The organism is Streptomyces sp. R818, from assembly GCF_056172735.1.
The window spans coordinates 179,147-192,830 of the sequence record NZ_JAOCNE010000002.1 but is presented as its reverse complement, the minus strand read 5'-3'; the positions used below and the strand labels follow the sequence as shown (position 1 = coordinate 192,830).

Below are 13,684 nucleotides of genomic sequence, written 5' to 3'. Positions count from 1 at the left end.
TCCCCTCAGTTCCCGCTCATGGCGCGGCTCTGCGCCTTCTTCAGCGCGGCCTCGCTGGACTGCCCGGTGAGCGCCGACTGGAAGGCGCTCTGCAGCGCCAGCGACACGGACGACCAGCGCGCGCCGACCTTCGTGGTGCGGGAGCGGGCGGTGGCCACCTGGTCGGCGAGGGCGTCCAGCTCGGGCACCTCCTTGCGCCAGAGCGCGGCGGCCTTCTCGTTGGCCGGCACCATCCAGCTGTTGCGGGCGTAGGAGATCTGCTCCTTCTCGCTCGCCATACAGCCGATGATCTTCGCGGCGGTCTTCTGGCGCGCGGTGTCACCGGTCTTCGGGACGGTCAGGACGGCGCCGCCGAGCGGGCCCACCGAGTCGTCACCGGCCTTCGGCACGGGGATCTGGGCGATCTCCCAGTGCAGGCTCTTCTTGGTGTTGAGGGTCTCGACCTGCCACGGACCGTTGATCATCATGGCGGCGTTGCCCGCCATGAACTGGTCGTTGACGTCGGCCTGCGTCCAGTTCACGGTCGACTTGGACAGCGAGCCGTCCTTGAGGAGGCCCTTCCAGTAGTCGAGCGCCCCGGCGACCTGCGGCGTGGCGAGGTTCGTCTCGTCGCCGCCGTTGGACCACATGAACGGGGTGAACTGGAAGACGCCGTCCTCCGCGCCGCCCGCGCTCAGCGCGATCCCGTACTGCTTGCCCTGGGTGAGCTTCTTCGCGGTCTCCCGCATCTCGTCCCAGGTGGTGGGCACATCGAGGCCCGCCTTGTCGAGGATGTCCTTGTTGTAGAACAGGGCGAGGGTGTTCACCGTGCGCGCGGCCCCGTAGTACGTCCCCTTGTAGGAGCCGAAGTCGACGATGCCCTCCGGGATGTCCTGGGTGGACAGGCCCAGGGAGCGCAGGTCGACCAGGCCGCCCGCCTCCGCGAAGGTCGGCATCTCCGAGGCGTCGAACTGGATGACGTCGGGGAGCGACTTCGACGACGCCATGCGCAGCGACTTCGTCATGACCTGGGCCGCGGGCACGCTCTGCTGCTCGATGCGGATGCCGAGCTGCTTGCTGCAGCGGGCGAGCGTGGCGGCGTCCCAGCCGTGGTACGAGTCGTCGGTCGAGGAGTTCAGGACGGTGTACACGTCGTCGTCGCGCTGGGCACCGCAGCCTGCGAGTGCCGCGCCTGCGACGAGTACGGAGACAACGGTGAGCGGGGCCGCGGCTCGTCGGGCCCGGCGGCCGGGGCGACGGCGCCTGGCGCGCGGCACGTCCGGCGGGGGAACTGCTGTCACGGTGGTTGCCCTTGCGTGGGAGGGATGACCGGCCCCGGGCGGAACTCCGGTGTTGCGCCACAGGGTTCACACGCCCTGAGAAGGGGTCGCGTGACCCGGTCACCCGGCTTTTGTTTTCTGCATTGACTAATACGCCATGCAGCGTCGAAGCGCTAGACCCCGGAACCCGATCCGTTCCCGCTCAGCACACTTTTTCTCCCTGCTAGAGCGCTGTCGAAGCGCTTCGACAATTTTTCCTCACATGCCTTGATCTTTCGACGCCCGTACGGTCGAATGCTGGTCTGAACCGCCCTCCGCCCCCCAGGGAAGATCATGAAGTTCACCGACGGCTTCTGGCTGATGCGCGACGGGGTCAAGGCCTCGTACGCCACCGAGGTCCGCGACGTCCGCACGGACACCGGCCGCTTCACCGCCTACGCGTCCGTCAAGCGCGTCGAGCGCCGCGGCGACACCCTCAACGCCCCGCTGCTCACCACCGAGTGCTTCTCCCCCGCCGAGGGGGTGATCGGTGTCCGCACGACCCACCACGCGGGCAAGCGGCACCCGGGCCCCGACTTCTCGCTGCCCGGCGCGGACGCCCCGGCTGGGGACGTCACACGCGATGGCAACGTTGTCGCGCTGACGAGCGGCGCCCTCTCCGTGCGCCTGGACACGGCCGCGCCCTGGACGCTGTCCTTCCGCGACACCGCCGGGCGCGAGGTGACCGCCGCGGGCCGCAAGGGCACCGCCTTCTTCACCACCGCCGAGGGCCGGCACCACATGGGCGCGCAGCTCACGCTCGGCGTCGGTGAGCAGGTCTACGGCCTCGGCGAGCGCTTCACCCCGTTCGCCAAGAACGGCCAGACCGTCGACATGTGGCAGGCCGACGGCGGCACCAGCAGCGAGCAGGCGTACAAGAACGTGCCGTTCAGCCTGCACCTCTCCCCCGCCGGCGCCTACGGCGTCTTCGTGAACCACCCGGGCCGGGTCAGCTACGAGATCGGCTCCGAGGCCGTCGGCCAGATGCAGTTCAGCGTCGAGGATCAGACCCTGGAGTACTACGTCGTCGCGGGCCCGACCCCGAAGGACGTGCTGCGCCGCTACACCGCCCTGACCGGCCGCCCGGCGCTGCCGCCGGCCTGGTCGTTCGGCCTGTGGCTGACCACCTCGTTCACCACGCAGTACGACGAGGAGACGGTCACGTCGTTCGTCGACGGCATGGCCGAGCGGGACATCCCGCTCAGCGTCTTCCACTTCGACTGCTTCTGGATGCGCGAGTACCAGTGGTCGGACTTCACCTGGGACCCGGACGTCTTCCCGGACCCCGAGGGCATGCTGGCCCGGCTCAAGGAGCGCGGCCTGCGGATCTCGGCGTGGATCAACCCGTACATCGCCCAGAAGTCGGCGCTCTTCGACGAGGCCGCCGAGAACGGCTATCTGGTCGAGCGGGCCAATGGCGACATCTGGCAGTGGGACCTGTGGCAGGCGGGCATGGGGCTCGTCGACTTCACGAACCCCGAGGCGTGCGCCTGGTTCCAGGCCAAACTCAAGGTCCTGCTCGACCAGGGCGTGGACTGCTTCAAGACCGACTTCGGCGAGCGCATCCCCACCGACGTGGTCTGGCACGACGGCTCCGACCCGGAGCGCATGCACAACTACTACACGCACCTGTACAACCAGGTCGTCTTCGAGCTCCTGGAGAAGGAGCGCGCCATCGGCGAGGCGGTCCTCTTCGCCCGCTCGGCGACGGCCGGCGGCCAGCAGTTCCCCGTGCACTGGGGCGGCGACTGCTTCTCCTCCTTCGGCGCCATGGCGGAGTCCCTGCGCGGCGGCCTCTCGCTGTCCCTGTCCGGCTTCGGGTTCTGGTCGCACGACATCGGCGGCTTCGAGGGCACCCCCGACCCGGCGGTCTTCAAGCGCTGGCTCGCCTTCGGCCTGCTCTCCTCGCACAGCCGCCTGCACGGCTCGAGCTCGTACCGGGTGCCGTGGGAGTTCGGTGACGAGGCGGTCGACGTGGCCCGCACGTTCACCAAGCTCAAGCACCGCCTCATGCCGTACCTGTACGGGGTCGCGGCCGACGCCCACGCGACGGGCGTGCCGCTGATGCGCCCGATGCTCCTGGAGTTCCCGGCGGACCCGACGAGCCGCGCCCTTGACCGGCAGTACATGCTCGGCCCCGACCTGCTCGTCGCGCCGGTGTTCTCGACGGACGGCACGGTCGAGTTCTACCTGCCGGAAGGCACCTGGACCCACCTCCTCACCGGTGAGCAGGTGCAGGGCCCGGCCTGGCGCCGCGAGACGCACGGCTACGACAGCCTGCCGCTGTACGTACGCCCCGGCGCGGTGCTCCCGCTCGGCGCGGACGAGCAGCGCCCCGACGGCGAGTGGACCGAAGGCCTGACGCTGCTCGTCACCCCGGACGCGCAGGACGTGACGGTCACGGTCCCCGACCACCATGGCCGCCAGGCAGCCGCGTACCGCGTACGACGGGACGCGAACGGCGACGGCGGAGTGACGGTGGAACCGTCCGAGGGAGCCCCGGCGCCCACGCTCAAGGAGCTGTGACACCGGGGCCGTGCTGACGGGGAAGGGCTACCGCTTGACGTACAGGCGGTTGCCCTTCGGGCCGGTCCACTCCACCCGTACGACGCCGGGCACCGCGGCGTCGTCGACCCGGGACGGATCGGCCCAGTACCCGGCGGCCGGGTTGCGGAAGAAGGTCGCCCAGAGTTCTCCGTCCCGGTCCTCGAAGAAGTTGTTGTGCCCGGCTCCGACGCCCGCCGTCCAGCGCTCGGAGTACGGGCCCTCGAAGCGGTCCGCGACGGCGACGATCACGTCGTACTGGTACTGGGTCCGCCCGGCCGCCCCGACCTCATAGGCATGACGGGGGCTGCCGTAGGCGTCGATCGACGTGCGGTCCCATGCGGCGTGCAGCAGGTAGTACTTGCCACCGTGTCTGAACACGTAGGCGCCTTCGAGGTACGGCTCGGGTGTGTACGGCTTCTGCTGGAACAGCGGGAGGTCCGTCGTCGTCTCGATGTCCTCCATGTCCGGGCGGAACTTGGCGTACAGGTGGTTGTGCAGCACCAGCCAGGCGTCCTTGCCCTCGGTGTAGATGCTGCCGTCGATGTGGAAGTAGGCGCCGGGCTTGATCCACGTCGGCCCGCCGATGAAGGACTCGCCGAAGGGTTTGTCGAGGTTGCCCTCGATCAGGCGGTACGGGCCTTCGACGCCGCCCTCGCTGACCAGCACGAACGAGCCGACCTTGAGCGAGTGGTCGCCCATGCACGCGACCATGTACCACTTTCCTCGGAAGTAGTGCAGCTCGGGCGCCCACGCGTTGCCGCGCTTGCCGAACTGGCCGTCGTCGTACCAGTACTCCTGCCAGGGCGCGACGACCGTGCGGCCGGGCCGGTTCTCCCCGGCGAACTCCGGTGACCACACCTTCCCGCGCTCGGCGTCGGGCCGGATCCTCGTGGTGTCGGCCAGCTTCCACGGACCGTGCAGTGACCGGGCCGTCCACACGAAGATGCCGTCGTTCCAGGGGCCGGCCGCCGGGAGTCCGGGCACACGTGTGGTACCGGTGGCGACGTAGAGCGGGCGGCCGTCGACCTCGAAGCAGTTGACATAGGTGTCCCGCATCCAGACCCGGCCCAGCTCCTCGTCGCGGGGCCGGAGTTCGAGCGGGAGGACGAAGGAGTTGTCGTCGCGCGGCCACAGCTCCTCGCGGGCGTCCGCGCGGCCGTACGGTTCCTGGGCGGGCCAGTTCCACGGGTAGTGGCCCCGCTTGGCCACTTCGGCGGTGCCGGGTCGGGCCTGGGCCGTGCCCGTGGACAGCGCCACCGCGCCCACGGAGCCCGCCACGCCTGCCATGAGCGCGCGGCGGCCGAGGGGAAGTGCGTCACCGGGTGCGGTCATCTCCGTCAGTTCTCCTTCGTCGTGTGGCTCGACTTGCTCGACTCGCTCGACTTGCTCGTCTCGAACGCGGAGAGCGTCGTGTCGTAGGTCGTCTCCACGTCGTACATGGGTGTCATCCAGTGGTAGAAGTTGTCGCCGCGCGCACGGAGCAGGTCGTACAGGCGGCGCGTCAGCTCGCGCCGTACGTGGAGCATCTCGGGGTCGTCGTAGCGGTTGTGCAGTTCGTCGGGGTCGGCGTCGAGGTCGTACAGCTCGCTCACGGACTCCGGGTTGATCACCAGCTTGTGGTGTCTGGTGCGCAGCATCCGCTGCGGGTAGGGGAAGTGGTGGCCGTGGAACTCGGCGAGGTGGTGGTCGTCCCACGCCGGGTGTTCGCCACGCGCGAGGGGCAGCAGGCTGCGGCTGTCCACGGCGGGTTCGGTGCTGCTGCCCGCCAGGTCGAGGATGGTGGCGGTGCAGTCGGTGAGCGAGACGAACTCCTCGCGCACCTGGCCCTGCGGGGCGCCGGGGACCTTGAGGAGGCCGGGGATGCGGTAGATGTCCTCGTACATCGCCGGGCCCTTGTCGTGCAGGCGGTGGGCGCCGGTGAACTCGCCGTGGTCGGCGGTGAAGAAGACCGCCGTCCGCTCGTCAAGGCCCAACTCCCGTACGGCGTCCAGGATACGGCCGATCTGCTCGTCGATGAGGGTGACGTACCCCCAGTAGACGGCGATGAGCTTCCGGGACTCCTCGATCGGCATGGTGTCGAAGGCCCACAGCTTGCTGTAGTTCTCCTGGACGGGCGGTTTCGCCGCGAACGTCTCGCTCATGGAGGCGGGCAGCTCGACCAGTGCCGGGTCGTACATGTCGTAGTACGCCTCGGGGAGGATGTACGGCAGGTGGGGGCCGAAGAAGTGGGTGGCCAGGAAGAACGGTGCGCCCTCTCCCCCGTCCTCCTGGGCGGCGAAGCGGTGCAGCATCTCGATCGTGCGGGTCGCCAGGTAGTGCTCGAAGGTCGCCTCGACCGGCTGGTGGAGGCGAGCGGCGAGCAGATTGCCCGGGCTGCCGTTGGGGGTCGTACCGCGCACCGGGTCGGTGATGCGGTACGGGGGCAGGCCGTTCTCGTCCAGGTAGGCGAGGTAGTCGGGGTGGTCGACGGGGTTGTGCCAGCCGGCCAGGTCGGGGCCCTCGAAGCCGTAGTCGGCGGCGGTGCGCCGGACGCCGCCGTGCCATTTGCCGAGCAGGCCCAGGTGGTAGCCCTCGGAGCGCAGTTGCTTGGAGAAGGTGAACTGGCCGTCGGAGAGGTCCTCCAGATAACCCACGTTGCGTTCGTAGTTGGCGAGCAGTTTGTGGCGGAACGGGGCCGCGCCGGTGAGCAGGCTGGCGCGGGCCGGGGTGCAGATGGCGGTGGGTGTGTAGAAGCTGTCGAAACGTGTGCCCTGTGCCGCGAGCCGGTCGAGATGCGGGGTCCGTGTGTGGGGGTTGCCGTACGCGCCCAGGGTGTCGACGCGGTGCTGATCGGTCATCAGGAAGAGCATGTTGTGGCGCACGGGGGCCTTTCGGATCATGACGCAGGCTCTCAGTCGGTCCGGGCATGCTCCGGCGCCGCGATGATTTAAGTCAAGAGTGCGTACATAAATCGAGCGGGACCGGCTGCGGGGGCGGCCATCGGGCGCTTCCTCACCGTACGGGGCCGCAGGTCAACTCGGTCAGGGACAGGGGGCACTTGTGACGTCGCGTTCATGTGAACAATTTGTTTCGAGTCATTGACGAAAATACGCGGCGCTCACATGCTGTCCTCCATGCACGAACACGACGGTCCGCTGACGCGGCTCCGACGCAGCCACGAGCAAGCCGTTCTCGAGCTGCTGCGCAGGCACGGCCCGCTGAGCCGCGCCGAGTTGGGCACGCGCAGCGGCCTGTCCCGGACCACGCTGCACGACATCGTCGCCGGTCTCACCGGCAGCGGCTCGGTGGTCGCCGGCACACCGCAGGCCGAGGTGCGCAAGCGCGGACGGCCGGTGGAGAAGCTCAGCCTCAACCCGGCCGCCGGTGAGGCGGTGGGCATCGACTTCGCACGCCGTGCCGTCCATGTCGCGGCGGTCAACTTCGCCCACGAGGTGATCGGTTCGGCGAGCGAGGCCCACGCGGCGGACCTGTCGTGGCCCGAGCGGATCGACATCGCGGCCCGGCTGCTCGCCACGTCCGGCGCCGTCCACCTCGACGCGCTCTCCGCGATCGGCGTCGGTGTCGTCGGTCCGCTCACCGACCCGGGCAGCGAGAACGCCCGCGCGCAGGGCATCGACGGCCTGCCCGACCTGCTGCGCAAGCGGTTCGGCGTCCCCGTCGTCCTCGACAACAACACCCGGCTCGCGGCGCTCGCCGAAGCGGTGTGGGGCGCGGCGAAGGACAGCAGCGACGTGCTCTATCTGCGGCTGTCGCACGGCGTCGGCGGCGGCCTCGTCGTGGGCGGCGCGCTGCACCGCGGGCGCTACGGTCTGTCCGGCGAGTTCGGGCACATCACCGTGGACCCGGCGGGGCGGCCGTGCGGCTGCGGCGGCACCGGCTGTCTGGAGACGCGGGCTTCACTGGACGCCGTACTGTTCCGCTACCGCGAGGCAGGGGGCCGGGCCGACGATCTCGCCGGATTCCTGGCCGCGGCGGCGTCCGGTGATCCGTGCGCGCTCGACGTGCTCACACGTGTGGGACACGACATCGGTGGTGTGCTCGCCGCGGTGTGTCACGCCGTGGGCCCGGGTGTCATCGTCGTCGGCGGGGAGCTGGCGGAGGCCGGGCCCGCGCTCCTCGAACCCGTCGAACGCGCCCTGCGCGAGCAGTTGATGCCACTGGCCCGCCGCCATGTGGACGTACGGCGGGCGACGCTCGGCGACACCGGCAGCGCGCTGGGCGGCATCGCCCTCGTTCTCCATGAATCCCCCCTGCTCTCCCACTACCCGCGGCCCGCATCCGAGGAGAACGCGTGACGTCACCGGCGAGGTACCCATGGCTGTGACCGCTCCGGTCGACAAGACCGCCACCGACGCACAAGGGCGGCAGCCGCGCCGCTCCCGGCGCGGGCCCCTGCTCCTGAACGTCGTCGCGGTGGTGGCGGGCGTCGCCGTGTGGGGCGTCGTGGCCGCCCTGGGCTGGGTCGAGAACCTGCCCGCACCGGTGGCGGTCGCGGAGAAGGCCGGCGACATGATCGCCGACGGCACCCTCGTCTCCGACACCCTCGCCAGCCTGCGCCGGGTCCTGTCCGGCTACGCCCTCGGCGTGCTCGTGGCCGTCCCGGTCGGCTTCCTCATGGGCTGGTACCCGGCCGTGCGGGCCCTGGTCGAGCCGTACATCCAGTTCTTCCGGACGATCCCGCCGCTCGCGCTCATCCCGCTCGCGGTCGTGCTCCTCGGCATCGGCGAGGTGCCGAAGATCGCGGTGATCTTCCTGGCGTCGTTCATGGCGTGCGTCCTCTCCTCCTTCCAGGGCGTCGTCGACGTCGACAAGACGCTGATCAACGCGGCCCGGGTGCTCGGCGCCCCGGACCGCACGATCTTCGCCAAGGTCGTCGTCCCGGCCTCCACGCCGTTCATCCTCGTCGGCATGAGGATCGGCCTCGGCGCGTCCTGGGCCACGGTCGTGGCCGCCGAACTCATCGGCGCGCAGGAGGGTCTGGGCTACCGGATGCAGAAGGCGTCCACCTGGTTCGAAATGGACACGATCTTCGTGTCCCTCATCACGATCGGCATCCTCGGGCTCGTCATGGACCGGCTGTTGCTGCTGGCCGAGCGACGCCTCACCGGCTGGCAGGAGCGACGATGAACAGCAAGATCAGCTTCCGGGACGTGGTGAAGACCTTCCCGCTCAAGGGCGCGACGTTCACCGCGCTCGACGGGGTGCGCCTGGACATCGCGGACCAGGAGTTCGTCACCGTCGTCGGCCCCTCGGGGTGCGGCAAGTCGACGCTGCTGAGCATGGCCGCGGGGCTCCAGGAACCCGACGCGGGCAGCGTCCTGGTCGACGGCACGCCCGTCACCGGTCCTGGCCCCGACCGCGGCGTGATCTTCCAGCAGTACGCGCTCTTCCCCTGGCTCACCGTCCGGCAGAACGTGGAGTTCGGGCTCAAGCTCGCCTCGCTCCCCGCTGCTGAACGGCGCCGCAGGGCCGAGCGGGCCATCGCGCTCGTCGGGCTCGGCGACTTCGCCGACGCGCTGCCGAAGACGCTGTCCGGCGGGATGAAGCAGCGCTGCGCCATCGCCCGCGCGTACGCCGTCGACCCTCAAGTCCTGCTGATGGACGAGCCGTTCGGGGCGCTCGACGCGCTGACCCGCGTCCAGCTCCAGGACCAGCTCCTCGCCACCTGGAGCCAGGAGAAGCGCACCGTCCTCTTCATCACCCACGACGTGGACGAGGCGGTCTACCTCGCCGGCCGTGTCGTCGTCATGGCCGCCAGGCCCGGCCGCGTCCACCGGATCATCGACGTGGACCTGCCCTACCCCCGTACCGAGGAGATCCGGCTCTCGCCCGAGTTCCGGCGCATCCGCAACGAGGTGTGGACGTCCGTGTACCACCAGGAAACGCCGCACCAGGCCGCCTGACGCACCCCCTGTTTCTCCCGCCTTGGCTCCACCCCGAGAGGACACTCCCTCATGCCCAGAAGCACGGCCCGCCGCGCCCTCGTCGCGCTGCCCGTCGCGTTCGCGCTCTCGCTCTCCCTCGGCGCCTGCTCCGGTGACGCCGCCGGGGACGACGGCACGGTCCGGTTCGGCTATATCGGCGACTACAACGGAGCGAGCCTCCTGGCCATCGCCGAGAAGCAGGGCCTGTGGAAGAAGGCGGGCCTGACCGCCGAGGTGAAGACCTTCAACAACGGCCCCGTCCAGATCCAGGCGCTCAGCGCGGGGGACCTCGACTACGGCTACATCGGCCCCGGCGCCATGTGGCTGCCCGCGTCCGGCAAGTCGAAGGTCATCGCCATCGACACCCTGACCTACGCGGACCGGGTGATCGGCCAGCCAGGCATCGAGTCGATGAAGGACCTGAGGGGCAAGCGCGTCGGCGTACCCGAGGGCACCTCGGGCGACATGGTCCTCAACATCGCCCTGGCGGAGGCCGGGATGACGGCGAAGGACATCGACAAGGTCAACATGGACCCGTCCACCATCGTCTCCGCCTTCTCCTCCGGGAAGATCGACGGCGCGGGCTTCTTCTACCCCGCCATCGACACCATCAAGAAGAAGGTGCCTGGCCTGACGGAGATAGCCGACACGAAGGAGACCGGGGACTCCTTCCCCACCGCGTTCGTCGCCGGCAACAAGGTGCCCGAGTCGAAGAACAGCACTGTCGTCGAGGTGTTGCAGCAGGCCAACGACTGGCGCGCGCAGCACCCCGACGAGACGATCGCGCTGACCGCCAGGATGCTGGAGGTCACCGAGGCGCAGACCAGGGCCGACGCCTCGCACGTCGAGACCCTCTCCACCAAGGAGCTGGCCGAGAAGACCAAGAACGGCGAGGTCGACGAGTGGCTGAAGAAGCTGGGCGACTTCTTCGTCCGCAACAAGCAGCTCGACAAGAACCCCGACCCCGCCGACTACTACTCGGGCGACCTCTACACGAAGACCTACGAGAAGTAGAACGGACCCACTACGGCTGCGGGTGCAGGGTCGGCCGGTAGACCAGCTCCTGGATGTCGCGGTCCAGGGTCCGGCGCTCGATCAGTTCGAGATCGAAGTCGGCCGCTCCCTGGAAGACGGGTTCGAGGCCGGTCCGCCCGGTGATCACCGGGAAGAGGGTCACCTGGACCCGGTCGACGAGCCCGGCGGCCATCAGCGCCCGGTTGAGCGAGAGGCTGCCGTGGGAGCGGAGCGGGACCTCGGACTCCTTCTTGAGCCGGCCGACGACGTCCACGGCGTCCCCGCGCACGACGGTGGCGTCGGGCCAGTCGGGCGCCGCGTCGAGGGTGCTCGACACGATGGTCGCGGGGAGGTTCCGCATCCGTGTGACCCAGGGGTCGCGGACGTCGGAGTCCGCGGTGCTCTCGGCGAGCATCTGCGTGAACTGCCGGTACGTACGGGCCCCGAAGACCATGCGCTGGTCCTCCTCGTACAGGCCGAGGCGGTGTGCGAGCAGTTCGGGGCCCTGTTTGCCCCAGTAGCCCGTCCAGTCGCCACCGGCCGCGGCGAAGCCGTCGAGGCTGGTGAAGACGTCGAACGTGTAGGTGGCGGTCATGGCGCTCTCCTCGGGTGCGACGGCGCACTGTCGGAGATGCAGACCGGCCCGCACGGCGGGACTCATCGCCGTACGGGCCGCGCGTGCACGATCCGGTCGTTCCAAGGCAGGTCATTCAGCGGTGCGGGTCATTCAGCGGTTCAGGTCGCGGTCACTCAGCGGTGAGCAGGCCCTCGCGCAGCTTCTTCACGACGCGGGAGATCAGCCGGGACACGTGCATCTGCGAGCAGCCGAGCTCCTCGCCGATCTCCTGCTGGGTGCGCTCGTCGACGAAGCGGAGGTGGATGAGGCGGCGGTCGCGCTCGTCGAGGTCGGCGATGAGCGGGGCCAGGGAGTGGAAGTTCTCCACGAGCTCGAAGCGGTCCTCGTCCATGCCGATGAAGTCCGCGAGCAGAGTGTCGGACTCGTCGTCCGTCCCGGAGACGGCGGCGTCGAGGGAGACGCTGTTGTAGCCGTTGGACGCCTTCTGCGCCTCGGCGACCTCGGCCGGGTCCAGCTGCATCAGCTCGGCCAGCTCGGCCGTGGAGGGCGAGCGGCCCAGGCGGGTGCGCAGCTCCTCGGTGGCCCGGGACAGCTCGATGCGGGCTTCCTGGAGGCGGCGCGGCACGTGCACGGCCCAGGAGGTGTCACGGAAGAAGCGCTTGATCTCACCGGTGATGTAAGGAATGGCGAAGGAGGTGAACTCGACCTCACGGGTCAGCTCGAACCGGTCGATCGCCTTGATCAGGCCGATGGTGCCGACCTGGACGATGTCCTCCATCTCCTGCGGGCCCCGGTGCTTGAAGCGGGAGGCCGCGTACTGCACCAGGGAGAGGTTCATCTCGATCAGCACATTGCGCACGTAACTGTATTCGTGCGTGCCCTCTTCGAGCTGGGTGAGCCGGTCGAAGAAGTGGCGGCCGACCTCACGGGCGTCCTTGGGCGCGACCGAGGCGGGGTCCGCGTAAGCACGCTCGATCAGCCGCTCCTCGACCGCAACGGCCGTGTCCTGGGTCCGGTCTCGCTCTGCCACGCTGCTCATGTGTCCCGCCCTACGTATGTCGATGTCGACCTTGCCTCCCCGTAGGCGTCCGGCTACCCCGCCTTCCGCTCCACACACATGCTGTAGGGAAACTATTTTCTATGGAAGCGCCACCATGGCGGTGATCGTCTTTCCGCCGGGCTCGATCTCGATGCCGAGGCGGGAGCTGAGGCGCTGGACCACCATCCAGCCGTAGCCGCCGGGCCGCCCGCGCTCGGGCCGTGTGGTGCACGGCACGTCGCGGCTGCGGTCACTGACCCGCAGCTCCAGGGCGTCGCCGCGCAGGCGCGCGCTGAAGCTGGTGACTCCGCCGCCGTGCTGGAGCGCGTTGGACGTCAGCTCGCTGGCCACGAGCAACGCGTCGTCGCGCAGGCGGCGCGCCGTGTTCAGCGGCAGGCCGCAGCACACCTCCATCAGCACCGAGCGGACGACGGACCGTGCCCCCGCACAGCTGGCGCGCTCTCCCTCAAGGGTCTCGGGAACGCTCATCACAGCGTGATCCTTTCTCTGCACGCGTGCAAACACTGCTCATATGTCGTCGTAAGCCCTCGCGTGCCCGCCGGTTCGAGCCCCACACTCGTCCGTCCGGGCAAAACCCGCATTTCCGCGGAGCGTGTTCACACCCGCGAAAACACCGGTGGACCAGGTGTTCCCACCGAACCGGGCGGCATCGTGCATACAGGTGCCGGCGAGGGGCCCGGCTCGGGGATCCGCCTGTCACAAGGCGGTGCTGATGTGGGAGGGTCGCAGGATGGTTCCCGACAGCCCGAGCATCGAACTCACCCAGCAGGAGCGGGTGGTCATCGTCTCGTTCCGCAACACCATCGAACTGGAGGAGCAGGACGAGGCCGGCCTCGCGCTCTCCGACGCGCGGACCGACACCAGCACCACGGCCACCCTGCTCGACCTCGCCGATCTCACCTTCGCCGACAGCACCCTGCTCAATCTGATCCTGCGCGCGCACGCCGATCACCAGGAGCAGGCGCGGCCGTTCGTCCTGTCCGGCCCGTACCACAGCGGTGTCCAGCGGCTCTTCGAGATCACCGGGGTCACCGAGGTACTGGAGCTGGCCGGTACGCGCGACGAGGGTGTGCGGCGCGTCCAGGAACTTCTCGACATCGGCACGATGCCTCCCGACGGCCCCACGCCGTAGCCGGTCGCGCTCGCGGGGGCCAGGACCGGCCCCCGCGAGCGCGGAGGCGCAGGGTTCCCACTGCACAACCCGCGGGGGCCGATGCCACGCCAGTACCCGACATTCCGCCCCTTATGCCCTTGAGTGGGCCCG

12 protein-coding genes are annotated in these 13,684 nt (G+C 69.5%); 6 read left to right on the top strand and 6 right to left on the bottom strand.

The window, feature by feature from the left end; translation table 11 throughout:
- Positions 1-5: 5 nt before the first annotated feature.
- A complete protein-coding gene (locus N5I75_RS03620; RefSeq protein ID WP_476674192.1) occupies positions 6-1,280 on the bottom strand; it encodes an ABC transporter substrate-binding protein in 1,275 nt (424 codons plus the stop codon).
- A 312-nt stretch (positions 1,281-1,592) separates the two neighbouring features.
- Here N5I75_RS03620 and yicI point away from each other — a divergent pair, with 312 nt between their 5' ends.
- Positions 1,593-3,824 (top strand): alpha-xylosidase, encoded by a 2,232-nt coding sequence (gene yicI, locus N5I75_RS03615; RefSeq protein ID WP_476674190.1) that lies wholly within the window; start codon positions 1,593-1,595, stop codon positions 3,822-3,824.
- 27 nt (positions 3,825-3,851) lie between these two features.
- On the opposite strand, the gene N5I75_RS03610 is transcribed toward yicI, so the two are convergent.
- Together N5I75_RS03610 and N5I75_RS03605 are read right to left on the bottom strand one after the other, a co-directional pair.
- Entirely contained in the window at positions 3,852-5,177 is a 1,326-nt protein-coding gene (locus N5I75_RS03610) for a family 43 glycosylhydrolase (protein WP_476674188.1), read from the bottom strand.
- A gap of 5 nt (positions 5,178-5,182) precedes the next feature.
- Positions 5,183-6,694, bottom strand: coding sequence for a sulfatase family protein (locus N5I75_RS03605; protein WP_476674732.1), 1,512 nt, complete (start codon positions 6,692-6,694; stop codon positions 5,183-5,185).
- A gap of 252 nt (positions 6,695-6,946) precedes the next feature.
- Between N5I75_RS03605 and N5I75_RS03600 the strand changes: the two genes are divergently transcribed.
- From N5I75_RS03600 to N5I75_RS03585, 4 genes are read left to right on the top strand one after another with little or no spacing between them, the layout of a single operon-like run.
- Positions 6,947-8,140: an ROK family transcriptional regulator gene (locus tag N5I75_RS03600; RefSeq protein ID WP_476674186.1), complete on the top strand. Its 1,194-nt coding sequence runs from the start codon at positions 6,947-6,949 to the stop codon at positions 8,138-8,140.
- Between the two features lie 19 nt (positions 8,141-8,159).
- Positions 8,160-8,972 (top strand): ABC transporter permease, encoded by an 813-nt coding sequence (locus N5I75_RS03595; protein WP_476674184.1) that lies wholly within the window; start codon positions 8,160-8,162, stop codon positions 8,970-8,972.
- Complete coding sequence (locus tag N5I75_RS03590; protein WP_476674182.1) at positions 8,969-9,748, top strand: ABC transporter ATP-binding protein; 780 nt, start codon at positions 8,969-8,971, stop codon at positions 9,746-9,748. The genes N5I75_RS03595 and N5I75_RS03590 overlap by 4 nt, the downstream gene beginning before the upstream one ends.
- A gap of 51 nt (positions 9,749-9,799) precedes the next feature.
- Positions 9,800-10,783, top strand: coding sequence for an aliphatic sulfonate ABC transporter substrate-binding protein (locus N5I75_RS03585; protein WP_476674180.1), 984 nt, complete (start codon positions 9,800-9,802; stop codon positions 10,781-10,783).
- Between the two features lie 10 nt (positions 10,784-10,793).
- Here the strand turns inward: N5I75_RS03585 and N5I75_RS03580 are convergent, their stop codons facing one another.
- The 3 genes from N5I75_RS03580 to N5I75_RS03570 all read right to left on the bottom strand — a co-directional run bounded on the left by N5I75_RS03580 (position 10,794) and on the right by N5I75_RS03570 (position 12,888).
- On the bottom strand, positions 10,794-11,378 hold the full coding sequence (locus N5I75_RS03580) for a dihydrofolate reductase family protein (protein ID WP_476674178.1): 585 nt from the start codon (positions 11,376-11,378) through the stop codon (positions 10,794-10,796).
- Positions 11,379-11,529: 151 nt separating this feature from the next.
- Positions 11,530-12,399 carry a SigB/SigF/SigG family RNA polymerase sigma factor gene (locus tag N5I75_RS03575; protein ID WP_476674176.1) on the bottom strand — a complete coding sequence of 290 codons (870 nt, stop codon included), beginning with the start codon at positions 12,397-12,399 and terminating at the stop codon, positions 11,530-11,532.
- Positions 12,400-12,498: 99 nt separating this feature from the next.
- Entirely contained in the window at positions 12,499-12,888 is a 390-nt protein-coding gene (locus N5I75_RS03570; protein ID WP_476674174.1) for an ATP-binding protein, read from the bottom strand.
- A gap of 262 nt (positions 12,889-13,150) precedes the next feature.
- On the opposite strand from N5I75_RS03570, the gene N5I75_RS03565 reads away from it, so the two are divergent.
- On the top strand, positions 13,151-13,552 hold the full coding sequence (locus N5I75_RS03565; protein ID WP_476674172.1) for an STAS domain-containing protein: 402 nt from the start codon (positions 13,151-13,153) through the stop codon (positions 13,550-13,552).
- The last annotated feature ends 132 nt before the right edge of the window (positions 13,553-13,684 follow it).